Below are 14,868 nucleotides of genomic sequence, written 5' to 3'. Positions count from 1 at the left end.
TGGTGGCTGCGCTGGCAAGTGGTGCCGGAACGGGGCAGGTGCGACGCCTGGTTGTGTCTTTCCGGGCCAGTCAGACGCGCCGCGGAAACCTATCCCTGCTGCTCGGCCTTCACGCGGGCGACGTCTTTCAGGAAATCCTTCACCGGTTCGCCCTTGGCGGCGGAAAATTCGCTGCGATAACCCTTCACCACACCGTCCGGCGAGACGAGAAGGTAAGAGGGCGTCCAGTTGATCTTGAGCGTGTCGCGCAGGCTTGCGTCAGAGTCGATCACCACCGGATAGGAATAGCCCTTCTCGGCGAAATAGGCGTCGATCGAGCCATATTTCTTGTACATCTCTTCCGGGGTCGCCCGCGCCGCGCTGGCGGGCACATGGATGGACAGGAAGTCGAGGTCCGGATCCTGGTTGATGGCGGTCGAAAGTGCGGCCGCGTAAGGCGCGTCGGCCTGGCAGTCGCTGCACCAGAGGCCCCAGACATCGATCACGGTCCATTGGGTCAGGTCGTCGGAATCGAACGCCGAACCGTCCAGCATCGTGCCGGTGAAGTGCGGCAGCGTCTTGCCCAGGAAGGCGTATTCATAGGGACGGCCATAATCGTCTTTGCGCACACTGCCGTCTTCCGCCAGGGGCAGGGGATTGGCCGTGATGAAGCCGGTGGCATCTGCCGGCAGGACAGCTTCTGCGGCCTTCGCCGGGGCAGCGGTGTCTGCTGGCGCATCCGCGGTCTCTGCCGGGCTGCAGGCGCTGACAAGGGCGATCATGGCGGCGGTGGACAGAAAAGTGCGGATCATTCGGGCCGTTCCTTCGAGCGTTTCCAGCTACCTAGTGAGGATTGGCCCGACCCGGAACTAAGGAGAGCGATGAGGAAAGCTATTCACAGCCGATGCAGCGGACCGCGGAATCAGAAGTCGAATTGTATCCTCAGGCTGGCGCCGGTGACGTCTTCAGACATTCCACCCGCCAGCCGGTAGGCGGCGAAGGCCGGGGCGAGCCCGGAGGAGGTCGACCCCAGATCCGCCTCGGCCCGGTACAGGTTTATGCCTGCGTGGACATGAGACGTGGCAAACCAGTCCGCCGCGATTGTGAATGTGGTCAGCTGGCCGCCATCGGCTGCCCTGTCCGACAGGTCCAGCCAGTCCGCCCGCGCGGCCAGGATCAGCGCGCCGGGCCCGCCTGCCGTGACGGGCCGGGCGACCTCCGGACGGCGGAACTTGTTGTGATCATAGGTCCGGCGGCCGCCGAATACATAGCCGGCTTCGGTATAGCCGCCGGCATAGGTCGCATCCGGTCCCGCCGTCCGGTTTGCGCGCAGCTGGCCATATTCGCCCGCAAGCCAGACGGGCCCGTCGATCCAGGCCGCTTCGACGCCACCGAACAGGTCATCGCTGGCAAATTTTGGCGTCGCAAGGATCGCGCCCGCTTCGTGGGAGACAGGCCGCTGCCGGTACCGGAAGTCGGCGTCCCCCGCCTCGCGCCAGCGCAATGACACACCGAAATGCAGCAGACGGGACTCGGTCTGGACGGGGGTGAACACATACCGGACCGCCGCCGCATGACCGCCGGCGAAGGCCGTGTCATTGGCGTTTTCAGCAAACACGCCGGCATAGACTGAATGGCGCTGTCCACGGTTTTCCAGCTGCACCCCCACGCGGCGGTCGAACCCGAACGCATCGGTGAAGGCGGCCCGCTCGTAGAAGACCAGGAAGCGCCCGGAGGATTGCTCGTCCAGGGAGTTCTGCGTCTTGAACTGCCCGGCCCGTACGTCCCAGCCGGACTTGCCCAGCGCCTGCTTTATGTAGGCATCGGTGAGTTCGGCATTGCCATCATTGTTGAGGGCCAGTTCCGCCTTCAGCTTCGTGTCGCCGCGTTTGGCGCTTAGTCCGATGCGGCCGGTTCGAAGCTCGCCGCGGTCAAGGTCAAAGCCGGACTCGTCGCCGCTTGATCTGGTATAGTCATACTGTAGTCGCCCGAAGACCTCAGGCGCCCAGTCCTCTGCAAGCGCCGGGGAGGCCGTGAATGCAAGCGCCAGAAGCGAGGCCGCGCAGATACGCGCGAAGAATTGGGGAATCACCGGGAATCTCTCCGCGACCTACAGAACTTTGCGGGAGATATAGAAAATTTGTGACGATTAAATTCAAGTTTGATGACACTACTGTTACAGTCTCGTTACAACGAAAAAGGCCCCGGTAAATACCGGGGCCTTTGGTAACAGGTGTCGAGACGCTTTAGCTGTAGATCTCGAACAGGCCGGCGCCGCCCATGCCGCCGCCGATACACATGGTGACAACGCCCCATTTGGCGCCGCGGCGCTTGCCTTCCATCAGGATGGAGCCGGTGCAGCGGGCGCCGGTCATGCCGAACGGGTGGCCGATCGAGATCGAGCCGCCATTCACATTGTACTTCTCCGGGTCGATGCCCAGACGGTCGCGGCTGTAGAGGCACTGCGAGGCGAAGGCTTCGTTCAGTTCCCACAGGTCGATATCGTCAACGGTCAGGCCATGGCGCTCCAGCAGGCGCGGCACAGCGAAGACCGGGCCGATGCCCATCTCGTCCGGATCGCAACCGGCAACGTTGAAGCCGACGAAACGGCCCATCGGGGTCAGGCCGCGCTTGGCAGCTTCGGCAGCTTCCATGACGACCACGGCGGCCGAGCCATCGGACAGCTGCGATGCGTTACCAGCGGTGACGTACTTGCCTTCCTTGACGACCATGCCGCCCGAGAAGACCGGCTTCAGGCCAGCGAGGGTTTCGTAGGTCGTGCCGGGACGGTTGCACTCGTCCTTGTCGCAGACGACGTCCTGATAGGACTCTTCGCCGGTTTCCTTGTTGACCATTTTCATGCGGGTTTTCAGCGGCACGATCTCTTCGGCCATCTTGCCGGATTCCTGGAAGGCGGCGGTGCGCTTCTGGGATTCAGCGGAGTAACGGTCCTGGTCTTCGCGGCTGACGCCATAGCGGTCTGCGACGATTTCGGCGGTCTCGATCATGGTCATCCAGATCGCCGGCCATTTTTTCATGAGTTCCTCTTCCGTGTAGCGGAAGGTGTTCATGTGGCCCGAGCGGGAAACGAGCGAGAGCGACTCGACGCCGCCGCCGATCGCTGCCGGTGCGCCTTCATTGATGACCGAATGCGCCGCCATGGCGATGGCTTGCAGGCCGGACGAGCAGAAACGGTTGACCGTGGCGCCGGACGTGGTCGACGGGCAGCCAGCCCAGAGGGCAGCGTTGCGGGCGACGTTGTGGCCAGTGGCGCCTTCGGGCTGGGCGGTGCCGAGGAACACGTCCTCGATCAGGCCTGCTTCGATGCCGGCGCGGTCAATGGCGCTCTTGATGGCGTGGCCCGCCATGGTGATGCCGTGGGTGTCGTTCAGACTCCCGCGGTTGGCTTTGGCCATGCCCGTACGAGCATAAGAAACGATAACGGCTTCACGCATGGATTTCCCTCCAAGGACTGCAGTGATTGTTGCGCCGCACCCTAATAGGCCAATTCGCGAAGCGCCAGCCCTTCCGTTTGCGTAAACGGCAGGAAATCACGGCAAATTTTACCCCGGTAACGCTGGAGAGAGGTGCATATGAGGGACAGGAATGCAAAAAAGCGCCGCCTGGGGGCAGGCGGCGCTCAATTTCAGATAGGGTTGATCAGGTTCAGACCGTGACTTTCGCCTTCGGGGCCGCTGCCTTCACGGCATCGTCCACATAGCTCTCGAACTTGGCGAAGTTCTCGACGAACATGTCGGCCAGTTTCGCGGCCTGCTTGTCATAGGCGGCGCCATCATCCCAGGTCGACCGCGGATCGAGGATCTTTGAATCGACCCCCGGCACGGAAACCGGAACGAGGAAGCCGAAGGTTTCGTCCTCGCGGAATTCGACATCGTTCAGTGACCCGTCGAGGGCGGCGTTCAGCAGGGCACGGGTTGCCTTGATCGGCATGCGGTGGCCGGTGCCGTACTGACCGCTCGTCCAGCCGGTGGAAACCAGCCAGCAATTCACGTCATACTTGCCGATCAGTTCGCGCAGCAGGTTTCCGTATTCGGACGGATGGCGCGGCATGAACGGACCGCCGAAGCAGGTGGAGAAGGTCGCCGTCGGTTCGGTGATGCCTTTCTCGGTGCCGGCGACCTTGGCGGTGTAGCCGGACAGGAAGTGATACATCGCCTGGGCCGGGGTCAGCTTGGCAATCGGCGGCATCACGCCGAAAGCGTCAGCTGTCAGCATGATGAGGTTTTTCGGCTGGCCGCAACGGCCCGACAGGGACGCGTTCGGAATGGCCGAGATCGGGTAGGCGCCGCGGGAGTTCTCGGCGAGCGTGGCGTCGTCGAGGTCCAGTTCGCGGGTTGCCGCATCCATCACCACGTTTTCGAGGACCGTGCCCCACTGCTTTGTCGTGGCGAAGATTTCCGGTTCGGCTTCGGCCGAGAGCTTGATCATCTTGGCGTAGCAGCCGCCTTCGAAATTGAAGAGGCCGTTTTCCGACCAGCCATGCTCGTCGTCGCCGATCAGGATGCGGCTGGCATCGGCCGAAAGGGTCGTCTTGCCGGTGCCCGACAGGCCGAAGAAGATGGCGGCGTCATCGGCCGGTGAGGTGTTCACCGAGCAGTGCATCGGCATGACCTTCTTGGCCGGCAGGTAATAGTTGAGGGCCGTGAAGACGGACTTCTTTGTCTCACCGGCGTAAGAGGTGCCGCCGATCAGGACCATGCGCTTGGCGAAGTTGACGGCGATCACGGTTTCGGACCGGCAGCCATGGCGTTCCGGATCAGCACGGAAGCTCGGGCAGTTGATGATCGTGAACTGCGAGTCGAAATTCTCGTATTCGCCGGCTTCCGGAATGCGCAGAAGGTGGCGGATGAACAGGGAGTGCCAGGCATATTCTGTCACGACGGTCACCGGCAGGCGGTGGGACAGGTCGGCGCCGCCAAACAATTCCTGGGCGAACACGTCCTTGTCGGCGAGGTGGGCCTTGAAGTCTTCAAAGAGGACATCGAACTGCGCCGGCGTCATCGCGGCGTTATTGTCCCACCAGACCGTGTTTTCGGTTGTTTCGTCGCGGACGGTAAACTTGTCCTTGGCGGAACGGCCGGTGTGCTGCCCGGTTTCCACGACAAGAGGGCCGCCCTCAGCGACGCGTGCTTCGCCCGTTGCAACGGAGGTCTCGTAGAGACGTGCTTCGTTCCAGTTTTTGCGGACGGATTTTGGCTCAATCCCCAGGTTTCCAAGGATCGCTACAGTATCGCTCATTTTGGCCTCTGTTCCTGCCTTTATAATGCTTATTCCCCAGCGCAATTCGTGCGCTCGTTTGGCTCACCCGAACAAAATCTGCAACATTTGTGCCTGTGACGGAACCGCTTGTTTGATTTATTTGCATGGTGCGGCGCACCCGGATCGTCCAAAGGCGCTGATGTGCCGATTTCGGACAAAATTTATTCGGTGGGAGCGTCGGCGCCCCGCAGCCGGTCCAGTACCGCATCCCGCCAGCCCGCGGGCATCGCATACAGAACCCAGGCACCGGCCTCGTAATGGGCGCGCCGCCAGATATCGAGCGGATTGAGATCGCCGGGCGGACAGGCGCCCATCACGCTTGGCTGGTGGTCGGGCTGGGCATTGTAGATCACCTTGGCCCGGATCACCTGCATGCAGTTGGAAACAAACACGATTTCGCCGGGCGCTTTGGTCTTGGCGTTGCGGGCGAGGTTCTTCAGGCCGGAGATCGTGTCCCGGCTTTCCACATCGGCGGAGATGCGCCCGCCAAGGCCGGAACCGCGCGCAGCGATCAGCGCCATTTCCTGGCTGCCGAGCCATCCCTCCTGCGGACGGTGTCCGCCAACCATGTAAAGCCGGTCCAGCTTGCCGGCCTTGAGCAGGTTCACCGCCTTCGCGATTCGCGCCGCCGCGTCCTTGTTATTGTCGGTATAGAAGACGACGCCCGTGCCGCCGGTCAGTGCTCTCGACTGGTCCATGAAACGGCTGACGCCCCAGAAGAGGGCGGTCGCGGCCAGATCCAGGATGATCAGCCAGAAAACGATTCGGCGAAGCCAGCGCATGCCCAACCTATAAAGACTGCTTCAGAGCGGGCTGCCATGCCCCATTTGCAGTCCTGTCGAGGAATGTGATCGCCGGCGAGGTCAGACGGTCCGGCAGGTCGTCCCGGGTAAACCAGCCCCACCCGCCATGTTTTTCGGGTTCCATGATGCGTGGCTCTCCTGAAACGATGCGGGCCTCGAAGATCGGCGACACCCAGTGAAGGCCATCGCCCCCGCCGATGATTTCCGAGATACAGGCCAGGCGCGTCAGTTCGATGACGATGCCGAGCTCTTCCTCGATTTCACGGCGGGCCGTGTCTTCGGCGCGTTCCCCGAAATCGATCTTGCCGCCGGGCAGGCCCCATGCGCCGGCTTCCGGCTCTTTCAGGCGCTGGATCAGGAGCAGGCGCCCCTCGTCATCGAGAATGGCGGCGCCACAGCCTGCTCCGGGACGGAGGGGAGAATCGGTCATGCCGCTTATTCTAGGCCAGACTGGCGGCCACGGCATCTGTTGATTCAACGCGCGCCCAGGACCCAGCGAATGACGTCGGTATAGTCGAAGACGAGCGAGATCGTCAGTGTCGTGACGGCCAGGATGATCCATTTGCCGGACCAGGTCTCCTTCACGCGCCACCGATCCCGCCGGCGGAGCAGGTAGACCAGCACCGGTGTCCAGAAGATCACATGGGCCAGGCCCAGCAGCCGCGAATAGCCAATCTGGCTGTAGAGCCCCAGCATGGTGATGGCGCCCAGCATGAAACCGGCCAGCACCCAGCGGGCCTCGACCCTGACGAGGCTGAACACGATGGAGAAACCGCCGAGAATGATCACCATGATGTCCAGCCAATGCTGAACCCATTGGGGTTGCCGTGCGACATCCGATTGCCAGGCTGCAAGAAGGTCGTTCACGATTACAACTCCCCGAAGGCTTCCAGAGCGGCGCGCGCGACCGGCGCGCCCCATTCCTGCACGAAATGGCCGGCCTCTTCGATGATCATCGGTTCGGGACAGCCGCGGATCTGAGCGCGCAGTTTTTCCATGACGGGCGGGCCGAGTACCGGATCGGCCCCGCCAACGGCCATGAAGGTTTCGCCCTGCCAGTCCCGGGCCCACCAATCCGCAGCCCGTTGCGATGTCTCCACGCCTTCCATGCCCGGCTCGACCATGACGAGTTCGGGGAAGCGCCGCACACCGGCCTTGTAGGTCGCGTCCGGGAAGGGGGCGCCATAGGCCGCCGCTTCGGCATCGGACAGGACCGGCGTGCCCCGCTTCATCAGGGCGGCGACGTCCATGTCTGGCTGGGAAGCGCTGTAGGCTTTCCAGGCATTGAACCCGTCACTGGGCGAGGTGCCCGTGGCGAGCGTGGTGTTCATCACGATCAGCCGTTCAAACCTGTCCGGCATGTCCGGCGGCAGGGTCAGGCCCAGCAGGCCGCCCCAGTCCTGGCAGACCAGCGTCACCTGCTGAAGATCCAGCCGCTTCACCAGTTCGATCATCATGTTGCGGTGGAAGTGGAACGTATATGTCTCATCCGCCACCGGCTTGTCGGAGCGGCCGAAGCCCAGCCAGTCCGGCGTGATCACACGGGCCCCGGAGTCGAGGAAGACCGGGATCATCTTGCGGTAGAGATAAGACCAGGAGGGCTGGCCGTGCAGGCATAGATATGTGCGCACGGCGTTTTGCGGCCCCTCATCCACATAGTGTACGCGCAGGCCTTCATAGCCCGGCAGGTCGTCCACATAATGCGGGGCATACGGCCAGCCGGGCAGGCCGGAAAATCGCTCATCCGGGGTGCGCAGGGCGTCTGTCTTCATTTGCTTCGTCTCCCACCTTTGATTTCACGGCCTCTGCGGCTAGCGTGGCGGCAGAGTGTTGAGCCGGATCATTGCGCGAAATACGGCGGATGTCCCGACATGAAATCTGGAAAGGAAGCCCGTAATGGCAAAAGTGATCGGGTTGGGCGGTGTCTTTTTCCACTGCAAGGATGTTGAGGCCACACGCGATTGGTACAAGCGGGTCCTGGGCCTGGAGATCGATGACTATGGCGGCGCCAGCTTTGCCCATGCCGGTTCCGCGGCCCTGTTTCCCGAGGGCGCACGCACGATCTGGGCACCGTTCAAGGCAGACAGCGATTATTTCAAACCGTCGGATGCCGATTTCATGATCAATCTGATGATCGACGATTTCGACGGCATGCTCGAACGTCTGGAGACGGAAGGCGTGCCGATGGCGGGCGAGCCGATGATCGAATCCTACGGCAAGTTCGCCTGGGTCATGGACCCGGACGGGCGCAAGATCGAACTCTGGCAACCGGTTGAGCCTGCGCCCGCGGAATAGGGGACATCAGAGCCATCCGGCGACTGTGCCCCAGGGCACCAGAAAGACAGCGAGACTGAGGGCCGCGGCGGTCCCGGCAAATCCGGCCAGCATCAGGGCGCCATCCCGCGCGACAAGGGCCAGGCCGAAAAGGACAATGGCCATGCCCGGCGCTGCAACGGCAAACGGGACCAGTTCCAGCGGGATCATCAGCAATGAGAGCAGTGAAACCGCCAGTGCCGCGCCATAGGTCGCGATCTTGCCGGTCGCCCAGGTCAGGCGTTCAGTGATCATCCTGTCGATCCGCTGGAGCCACGGCTTCACGCGGCCCCGGGCATTTTCCAGCTTTGAGCATTCAATGCCCTGTTTCTGCACGAATTGCGGCATCCAGATGTGACGTGCACCGAGCACGATCTGCAGGCTGAAAAGGAGGATGATGGCGCCGACGGCAATGGGCAGGCCGGGAATACCGCCCAGCGGCGGCACAGTCACCAGGAGACCAAGCAGGATAATGACGGGCCCGAACGACCGGTCCCCGAACATGTCGAGCAGGGCACCGATGGTGACCTTGTCCTGATCGCAGTCCTCGATTGCGGCTTCGAGAACGCGTTCCAATGGTTGGTTCCGGCTTGCGGCCATGTCTCCTCTCCGTCTGAAGGCTTAACGTGCCAGCGAGCGGAGCGTTGCGCGGAAAGGCAAAAAAATGGCCGCCCGGCTGTTAAACCCGAGGCGGCCCGAGGAGAGGCTCTGGAGAGATTGGCTGGTTGGCCGGGCCGTTCTAGCCGCGTGCCGAAGCTTTGCAGGCTTCGATGTCGTCAGCCGAGAGCTCGTACTTGTCGTTCTTGAATGAGGTGATTTCGCCGGCCTTCTTCGCGATCTTCTTGCAGTCGCGCAGCGTGACTTTCTTGCGGTTCATCTCACCCGTGCAGACAGTGCCTTCGCAGGTCCAGACGGTCCCGATCACGGTGACGCGTGTTTCATCGACCGGTTTGGCCGTCTCGAAGGTGAAGCTGGTGGCGAATGCGGGAGCGGCGAGGCCGAGGAAGGCGGCGCCAAGAATTGCAGAACGGAGCATGGGAGGATGCCTTTTCGCTTATGGTTATATTCAGCGCCGGGTGCGCGGTGGTCGTCCCGACGCTGAACTAATAGATAGCGCTGAAAACTACGTCAAGTGTTCAGCGCTTCTTGTTAAGCGGCGTTCCTATTTGAGCGCCGCCAGGATCCGGGTCGACTGAGGGGTGTTGGCCGCATAAATGCGGGTCAGTTCCGGGGCGTTGATCTGAATGACAGCCTTGGCGATGATTTCGGAGACGCAGACATCGTCCACGCGGGGGGCACCGGCGACCGGGCGAGTGTACCGGCAGGCGTCGATTGCTTGCTCTTGCAGTGAATTCAGTACTTTTTCAGCGCCAGACGCGGTGTCGAGAGCGGCGGCATCATACTGTACGTCCAGCTGCAGGTCGCGTTGGACTTCGGCGGATGCAGGGGCGGCGAACAGGGCTGCGCCGGCGAGGGTTGCACTGGCAGCGAGAGAGAGGATGCGGGAGGTCATGGGAGGAAACCTTTCTGCGTTGGATTTGCGTGACCCGGTGAAGTCACAAGGGGAAGAATATGATCCCTGAACAATAAGTCAATCGTTCAGTACTCATAATTTTTCTAACAGTTCAATTTAGTTCGCCGCTTGCCCCCGCGGCACAAATTGCCGTGCGCCCCTGCCTCGATATGCTCGTGGTCAAGAGATTTTAATAAGAGACAAAGGTCAGGAGGAGACGCGACATGGACTTCAATATCCCGCAGGAAATTGCCGACTATCTGGTGGTGCTCGACAAGTTCATCGAAGACGAAATCAAGCCGCTGGAGCAGCAGGACGACAATATCCGTTTCTTCGACCACCGCCGCGAATGGGCGCGCACCGATTTCGAAAATGGCGGTCTGCCGCGTCCGGAATGGGAGGCGCTGCTTAGGGAGGCCAAGCGCCGCGCCGATGCGGCCGGCCATTTGCGCTATGCGCTGCCCAAGGAATTTGGCGGCCAGGACGGCACCAATCTCGGCATGGCCGTTATTCGCGAGCATCTCGCCCGCAAGGGCCTCGGCCTGCACAATGATCTGCAGAACGAACACTCCATCGTCGGCAACTTCCCGCAGATCCTGATGCTGCGGGACTTTGCCCGTCCGGACCAGAAGCACCTCGCCAATGCCGCGCTTGAGGGCAAGTTCCTGGCCTGCTTCGGCCTGACAGAGCCGCATCACGGCTCCGACGCGACGCATATGGAAACCCGCGCGGTGCGCCACAAGAAAGATGGCAAGGATGGCTGGCTGATCAATGGCGAGAAGATGTGGATCACCGGCATGCATGTCGCGACCCACATCATGCTGTTCTGCCGGACCAGCGGCGAAGACGGCGATGCGAAGGGCATCACCTGTCTGATCATTCCGGCGCGCGACCCCGGCGTGATCATCGAAGAATATATGTGGACCTTCAATATGCCGACGGACCATCCGCGCCTGACCATCAAGGATGTCTGGGTGCCGGAAGATGCCGTGTTCGGCCCGCCGGAAGGCGGCCTCGCTCTGGCGCAGCACTTCGTTCACGAGAACCGCATCCGCCAGGCGGCCAGCTCCGTCGGCGCGGCGATGTACTGCATCACCGAAGCGGTGAACTATGCCAATGAGCGCCGCCCGTTCGGCAAACCGCTGTCGGTGAACCAGGCGATCCAGTTCCCGCTGGTCGAGCAGGCCACCGAAGCAGAGATGCTCCGCCTCTTCATCTTCAAGACGGCCTGGGAAATCGACCAGATGTCCAAGCCGGAAGTTGCCATCAAGCTCTCCGACAAGGTCTCGATGTGTAACTACAAGGCCAACCGGCTGTGCTGCGACGCGGCCGACCGGGCGATGCAGGTGCATGGCGGTATCGGCTATTCGCGCCACAAACCGTTCGAGCACATCTACCGCCACCACCGCCGTTACCGCATCACCGAAGGCTCCGAAGAGATCCAGATGCGCAAGGTGGCCGGCCACCTGTTCGGCTTCATGGGCCCCAACAAGGGCAAGAACCGCAACGAGCCGTTCGACTTCGCGGTTCGCTGACCTGCAGAAAAATCTTCGCGCAAGGGGCGAAGGGTTAACAACCGGGTAACCAAGTTAACCCACTCCTCGGTCTGACAATCTGCCAGGCTGAGGAGTCTTGCCCATGTCTCTGCTCGAACGTGTCGTTCGTGCGCATCGCTGCCGTTCTACCCATCACTACATCGCACTCGATGCCCTTTCGCTGATTGGCGGGGAGCAGGGGGAGGCCTGGAAGGCCATCTTCCTGGTCCATCACGAGCATCTTCTGGAAGGTGCGAAGGCGCCGGATGCGAAGTTCAAGGACTTCATGAATCACGTTTGCCACGTGAATGAAGGCCAGTGGGGCGGCGCGCCTGGCAAGGCGATGGCGTGGTATGCCCGTTCGGTCGAACTGCTGCGCGCGAAGAAGTGGAGCAAGGCGGCCTACGCGCTCGGTGTGCTGAGCCATTATTATGCAGACCCGATCCAGCCCTTCCACACCGCTCAGACCGAGGAAGAAGGCGTCATTCACCGCGCCGTCGAATGGTCCATCGCCAAGAGCCGGGACGTGATCGACGAAAGGATCGAGGCGAACGGCTATCCGGTTATCCATGTGCCGTCCGGCCCGGGCTTCGTTGCCGACATGGTGGTGGAAGGCGCGGCCCTGTCGAACACCTACTATAATACGTTCATCGATCACTATGATCTGGAGCGCGGCGTGGCTCATCCGCCGTCCGGCCTGGATGACACGATGCGCGAGGGCATCGCAAACCTCGTCGCTTACGCCACCGCCGGATTTGCAGCACTGGTAACGCAGGCTGTGGAAGAGGCAGCTGTTGCGCCTCCGAAGGCGCACCTGACGCTGCAGGGATATATCGAGACGCTCGACATTCCGCTGCGCTGGATCACGGCGAAACTCGCCGATGTGAACGACCGGGCGCAGGTCGAGCGTATGTACAAGGAATTCCGCAAGACCGGCAAAGTCATCAAAACACTGCCGGAAGACGACAAGGCCATCCGCATGATGCATGCGGCGCAGGTGCTCCGTGTGCCTCTGAAAGAGCTCAACAAGCAGGAAATCGGCCCGATCGGATCGGCGCATGTGCCGCCGGAAGGGCAAAGGCCGGTTGTCACGGCGGAACCTGAAACCGAAGCCGTTGAAGACGAAATCATTCTGGACGCTGCCGACGAAATCGACCCCGTCTCGGTTGAGGCCGAAGACGACGTTCTGCTCGAAGACGAGCTGATCCTCGATGAAACGGAACTCGCAGCCATCGAAGAGGCCGGCCTGGGCCTGGACGATGACGGTGAGGAAGACGCTGAGCTCAGCGCTGCCGACGATGAGGACGAAGACGAGGACGTGTACGAATCCGAAGCCGACGAGGACGAGGATGAGTACGACGACGAAGACGAAGACTTCGATGAAGATGAGGACGACGAAGACTTCGACGACGACGAGGATGATGAAGAAGACGAAGACGACGAGGAAGAGGACGACGAGGACGAAGAGGACGAATCCGCAGACGAACCGGATGAGGTCGTCGCATCAGAGGAAGATGAGGCGCCGGCCGAGGCGCCGCATGTCCGCACTTCCGGCCTGACGCGCGAAAGCCCGGTGGTTGATGCGCCGTCGATCGGCCCGAAAACCGCTGCCCGCCTCGAAGACGTCGGCATCTACACGATTGGCGAACTGCTCGATTGCGATATCGAGGAGACGGCCTTCATGCTGGACGTCCACTATATCGACTCCGAAACCCTCCGCGACTGGCAGGACCAGACGAAGCTGATGATGGAAGTGCCCGGCCTGCGCGTGCATGATGTGCAGATCATGGTCGGCGCCGGTATCCGCACCAGCAAGGAACTGGCCGAAGCGCCTGCGCGCACCCTGTTCCTTCTGGCAACGGAATTCCTGAACTCGCCGGAAGGGGAGCGCGTCCGCCGCGGCGACGACCTCTTCATGGAAGAAGAGGTCGAAGAGTGGATCGAGCGCGCCCGCGACGCAGCCTAGAGCGGTGCAAACTCTGACGTGAAGTGCCGCATCATCGGCGGCTCTTTCACGATTTTCAGGCCGCTCAGCTGGTCTTTCGAGGCGGCGAGGTCCTCGAACACTTCGACGATATAGTCCGCATGCGACTGGGTGTAGACGCGCCGGGGCATGGCCAGGCGCACAAGGTCCATCCGGGCGGGTTCCTCGCTGCCGTCCGGCTTGCGTCCGAACATCACCGTGCCGATCTCGCAGCCGCGGATGCCGCCCATCTCGTAAAGTGCGCAGGCTAGCGCCTGGCCCGGATATTCCAGAGGCGGGATGTGAGACAGGAAGGCGCGCGCATCCACGAAGACGGCATGGCCGCCCGCCGGCTTCACGACCGGCACGCCCATCGCATCCAGCCGTTCCGCGATGTAGGCATTCGTCCGGACACGGTAGCGCAGGTAATCCTCGTCGATGATCTCTGAGAGGCCCTGCGCGATGGCATCAAGGTCCCGGCCCGCGAGACCGCCATAGGTAGGGAAGCCCTCGGTCTGGATCAGCAGGGTGCGGGCGCGTTCGGCCAGCGCATCATCGCGCAGGGCCAGCCAGCCGCCGATATTGGCGAAGGCGTCTTTCTTGGCGCTCATTGTCATGCCGTCCGCGACTTCGAAAATGTCGTGGATGATGGCTTTGATGCTGCGGTCCTGCTGGCCGGGTTCGCGCAGCTTGATGAACCAGGCATTCTCGGCAAAGCGGCAGCCGTCGATGAAGAAGGGCTTGCGATAGTGCTGGGCAATCTGGGCGGCTGCGCGGATGTTTTCGAGGCTGGCAGGCTGGCCGCCGCCGGCATTGTTGGTGATGGTCATCATCACGGCGGGGATGGAATCGCGCTTCTCGCGCAGCAGGGCTTCCAGCGCCTCAAGGTCCATATTGCCCTTGAACGGATGATCGAGGGACGGGATCTTGCCTTCGGCAATCGGCAGGTCCACCGCTTCGGCGCCCGCTGCCTCGATATTACCGCGCGTCGTGTCGAAATGCGTGTTCGAGGGGATGATGTGGCCGGGCTTGGCGATCAGGTTGAACAACAGGTGTTCAGCGGCGCGGCCCTGGTGGGTCGGAATGATGTGCTTGAAGTCCATCAGGTTCCGGACGGCCGCCTCGAACCGGTAGAAGCTGGGCGCCCCGGCATAGCTTTCATCGCCCGTCATCACCGCGCCCCATTGCGCCGCGCTCATGGCGGACGTGCCGCTGTCAGTCAGCAGGTCGATGATCACATCGTCCGAATGCAGTTTGAATAGATTGTATTTCGCGGCCTTCAGCAGGTCTGCGCGTTCCTCACGCGTAGTCATGCGGATCGGCTCGACCGATTTGATGCGGAAAGGTTCGATGATGGTCTTCATGTGGCTCACTCCGGGCTTGTTAAAAGTCCTGGAGGTGCCCGAAGGCGTCGCACACAGGACTTATCCTGCGCCGCGGTTGCCTCGCCTTGGATGCGGGACCGCGCTCAGCGCCTGTTGC

The 14,868-nt window shown here is 61.9% G+C and carries 15 protein-coding genes; 3 read left to right on the top strand and 12 right to left on the bottom strand.

Annotation, left to right across the window (positions count from 1 at the left end; translation table 11 throughout):
- Window positions 1–89: 89 nt before the first annotated feature.
- From HAD_RS00205 to HAD_RS00165, 8 genes are all read right to left on the bottom strand, one after another.
- Window positions 90–791, bottom strand: coding sequence for a TlpA family protein disulfide reductase (locus HAD_RS00205; RefSeq protein WP_051595791.1), 702 nt, complete (start codon window positions 789–791; stop codon window positions 90–92).
- A 110-nt stretch (window positions 792–901) separates the two neighbouring features.
- Window positions 902–2,071, bottom strand: coding sequence for an OprO/OprP family phosphate-selective porin (locus HAD_RS17640; protein ID WP_051595790.1), 1,170 nt, complete (start codon window positions 2,069–2,071; stop codon window positions 902–904).
- A gap of 154 nt (window positions 2,072–2,225) precedes the next feature.
- A complete protein-coding gene (locus HAD_RS00190; RefSeq protein WP_035568552.1) occupies window positions 2,226–3,434 on the bottom strand; it encodes an acetyl-CoA C-acyltransferase in 1,209 nt (402 codons plus the stop codon).
- Between the two features lie 211 nt (window positions 3,435–3,645).
- The gene (locus tag HAD_RS00185) at window positions 3,646–5,238 is read right to left on the bottom strand and encodes a phosphoenolpyruvate carboxykinase (RefSeq protein WP_035568550.1); all 1,593 of its coding nucleotides are present in this window, start codon (window positions 5,236–5,238) and stop codon (window positions 3,646–3,648) included.
- A gap of 182 nt (window positions 5,239–5,420) precedes the next feature.
- Entirely contained in the window at window positions 5,421–6,041 is a 621-nt protein-coding gene (locus tag HAD_RS00180) for an ElyC/SanA/YdcF family protein (RefSeq protein WP_156942101.1), read from the bottom strand.
- A 7-nt stretch (window positions 6,042–6,048) separates the two neighbouring features.
- A complete protein-coding gene (locus HAD_RS00175; RefSeq protein WP_051595789.1) occupies window positions 6,049–6,492 on the bottom strand; it encodes an NUDIX domain-containing protein in 444 nt (147 codons plus the stop codon).
- A 44-nt stretch (window positions 6,493–6,536) separates the two neighbouring features.
- Complete coding sequence (locus HAD_RS00170) at window positions 6,537–6,929, bottom strand: hypothetical protein (protein WP_035568546.1); 393 nt, start codon at window positions 6,927–6,929, stop codon at window positions 6,537–6,539.
- 2 nt (window positions 6,930–6,931) lie between these two features.
- Window positions 6,932–7,834: a haloalkane dehalogenase gene (locus HAD_RS00165; RefSeq protein ID WP_035568544.1), complete on the bottom strand. Its 903-nt coding sequence runs from the start codon at window positions 7,832–7,834 to the stop codon at window positions 6,932–6,934.
- 124 nt (window positions 7,835–7,958) lie between these two features.
- Between HAD_RS00165 and HAD_RS00160 the strand changes: the two genes are divergently transcribed.
- Window positions 7,959–8,357: a VOC family protein gene (locus tag HAD_RS00160; protein WP_035568542.1), complete on the top strand. Its 399-nt coding sequence runs from the start codon at window positions 7,959–7,961 to the stop codon at window positions 8,355–8,357.
- Between the two features lie 6 nt (window positions 8,358–8,363).
- On the opposite strand, the gene HAD_RS00155 is transcribed toward HAD_RS00160, so the two are convergent.
- From HAD_RS00155 to HAD_RS00145, 3 genes are all read right to left on the bottom strand, one after another.
- Window positions 8,364–8,975 (bottom strand): exopolysaccharide biosynthesis protein, encoded by a 612-nt coding sequence (locus tag HAD_RS00155; RefSeq protein WP_035568540.1) that lies wholly within the window; start codon window positions 8,973–8,975, stop codon window positions 8,364–8,366.
- Window positions 8,976–9,114: 139 nt separating this feature from the next.
- The gene (locus HAD_RS00150; protein ID WP_035568537.1) at window positions 9,115–9,411 is read right to left on the bottom strand and encodes a DUF8200 family protein; all 297 of its coding nucleotides are present in this window, start codon (window positions 9,409–9,411) and stop codon (window positions 9,115–9,117) included.
- Window positions 9,412–9,537: 126 nt separating this feature from the next.
- Window positions 9,538–9,888, bottom strand: coding sequence for a UrcA family protein (locus tag HAD_RS00145; RefSeq protein WP_035568535.1), 351 nt, complete (start codon window positions 9,886–9,888; stop codon window positions 9,538–9,540).
- A gap of 224 nt (window positions 9,889–10,112) precedes the next feature.
- On the opposite strand from HAD_RS00145, the gene HAD_RS00140 reads away from it, so the two are divergent.
- Together HAD_RS00140 and HAD_RS00135 are read left to right on the top strand one after the other, a co-directional pair.
- Entirely contained in the window at window positions 10,113–11,423 is a 1,311-nt protein-coding gene (locus HAD_RS00140) for an acyl-CoA dehydrogenase family protein (RefSeq protein WP_035568532.1), read from the top strand.
- A 103-nt stretch (window positions 11,424–11,526) separates the two neighbouring features.
- Window positions 11,527–13,389 carry a DUF4332 domain-containing protein gene (locus HAD_RS00135; RefSeq protein ID WP_035568529.1) on the top strand — a complete coding sequence of 621 codons (1,863 nt, stop codon included), beginning with the start codon at window positions 11,527–11,529 and terminating at the stop codon, window positions 13,387–13,389.
- On the opposite strand, the gene HAD_RS00130 is transcribed toward HAD_RS00135, so the two are convergent.
- Entirely contained in the window at window positions 13,386–14,750 is a 1,365-nt protein-coding gene (locus tag HAD_RS00130; RefSeq protein ID WP_035568526.1) for a tryptophanase, read from the bottom strand. The two genes, HAD_RS00135 and HAD_RS00130, sit on opposite strands and share 4 nt — an antisense overlap.
- Window positions 14,751–14,868: the final 118 nt, after the last annotated feature.

Source organism: Hyphomonas adhaerens MHS-3 (assembly GCF_000685235.1).
In the GTDB taxonomy this organism is placed as follows: domain Bacteria; phylum Pseudomonadota; class Alphaproteobacteria; order Caulobacterales; family Hyphomonadaceae; genus Hyphomonas; species Hyphomonas adhaerens.
This window is presented reverse-complemented; position numbering and strand designations above follow the sequence as displayed.

Excerpts from the sequence above, each read along its gene's own strand:
- HAD_RS00205 (WP_051595791.1), bottom strand. The coding sequence starts at position 791 with ATGATCCGCACTTTTCTGTCCACCGCCGCCATGATCGCCCTTGTCAGC.
- HAD_RS00190 (WP_035568552.1), bottom strand. The coding sequence starts at position 3,434 with ATGCGTGAAGCCGTTATCGTTTCTTATGCTCGTACGGGCATGGCCAAA.
- HAD_RS00185 (WP_035568550.1), bottom strand. The coding sequence starts at position 5,238 with ATGAGCGATACTGTAGCGATCCTTGGAAACCTGGGGATTGAGCCAAAA.
- HAD_RS00180 (WP_156942101.1), bottom strand. The coding sequence starts at position 6,041 with ATGCGCTGGCTTCGCCGAATCGTTTTCTGGCTGATCATCCTGGATCTG.
- HAD_RS00175 (WP_051595789.1), bottom strand. The coding sequence starts at position 6,492 with ATGACCGATTCTCCCCTCCGTCCCGGAGCAGGCTGTGGCGCCGCCATT.
- HAD_RS00165 (WP_035568544.1), bottom strand. The coding sequence starts at position 7,834 with ATGAAGACAGACGCCCTGCGCACCCCGGATGAGCGATTTTCCGGCCTG.
- HAD_RS00160 (WP_035568542.1), top strand. The coding sequence starts at position 7,959 with ATGGCAAAAGTGATCGGGTTGGGCGGTGTCTTTTTCCACTGCAAGGAT.
- HAD_RS00155 (WP_035568540.1), bottom strand. The coding sequence starts at position 8,975 with ATGGCCGCAAGCCGGAACCAACCATTGGAACGCGTTCTCGAAGCCGCA.
- HAD_RS00150 (WP_035568537.1), bottom strand. The coding sequence starts at position 9,411 with ATGCTCCGTTCTGCAATTCTTGGCGCCGCCTTCCTCGGCCTCGCCGCT.
- HAD_RS00145 (WP_035568535.1), bottom strand. The coding sequence starts at position 9,888 with ATGACCTCCCGCATCCTCTCTCTCGCTGCCAGTGCAACCCTCGCCGGC.
- HAD_RS00140 (WP_035568532.1), top strand. The coding sequence starts at position 10,113 with ATGGACTTCAATATCCCGCAGGAAATTGCCGACTATCTGGTGGTGCTC.
- HAD_RS00135 (WP_035568529.1), top strand. The coding sequence starts at position 11,527 with ATGTCTCTGCTCGAACGTGTCGTTCGTGCGCATCGCTGCCGTTCTACC.
- HAD_RS00130 (WP_035568526.1), bottom strand. The coding sequence starts at position 14,750 with ATGAAGACCATCATCGAACCTTTCCGCATCAAATCGGTCGAGCCGATC.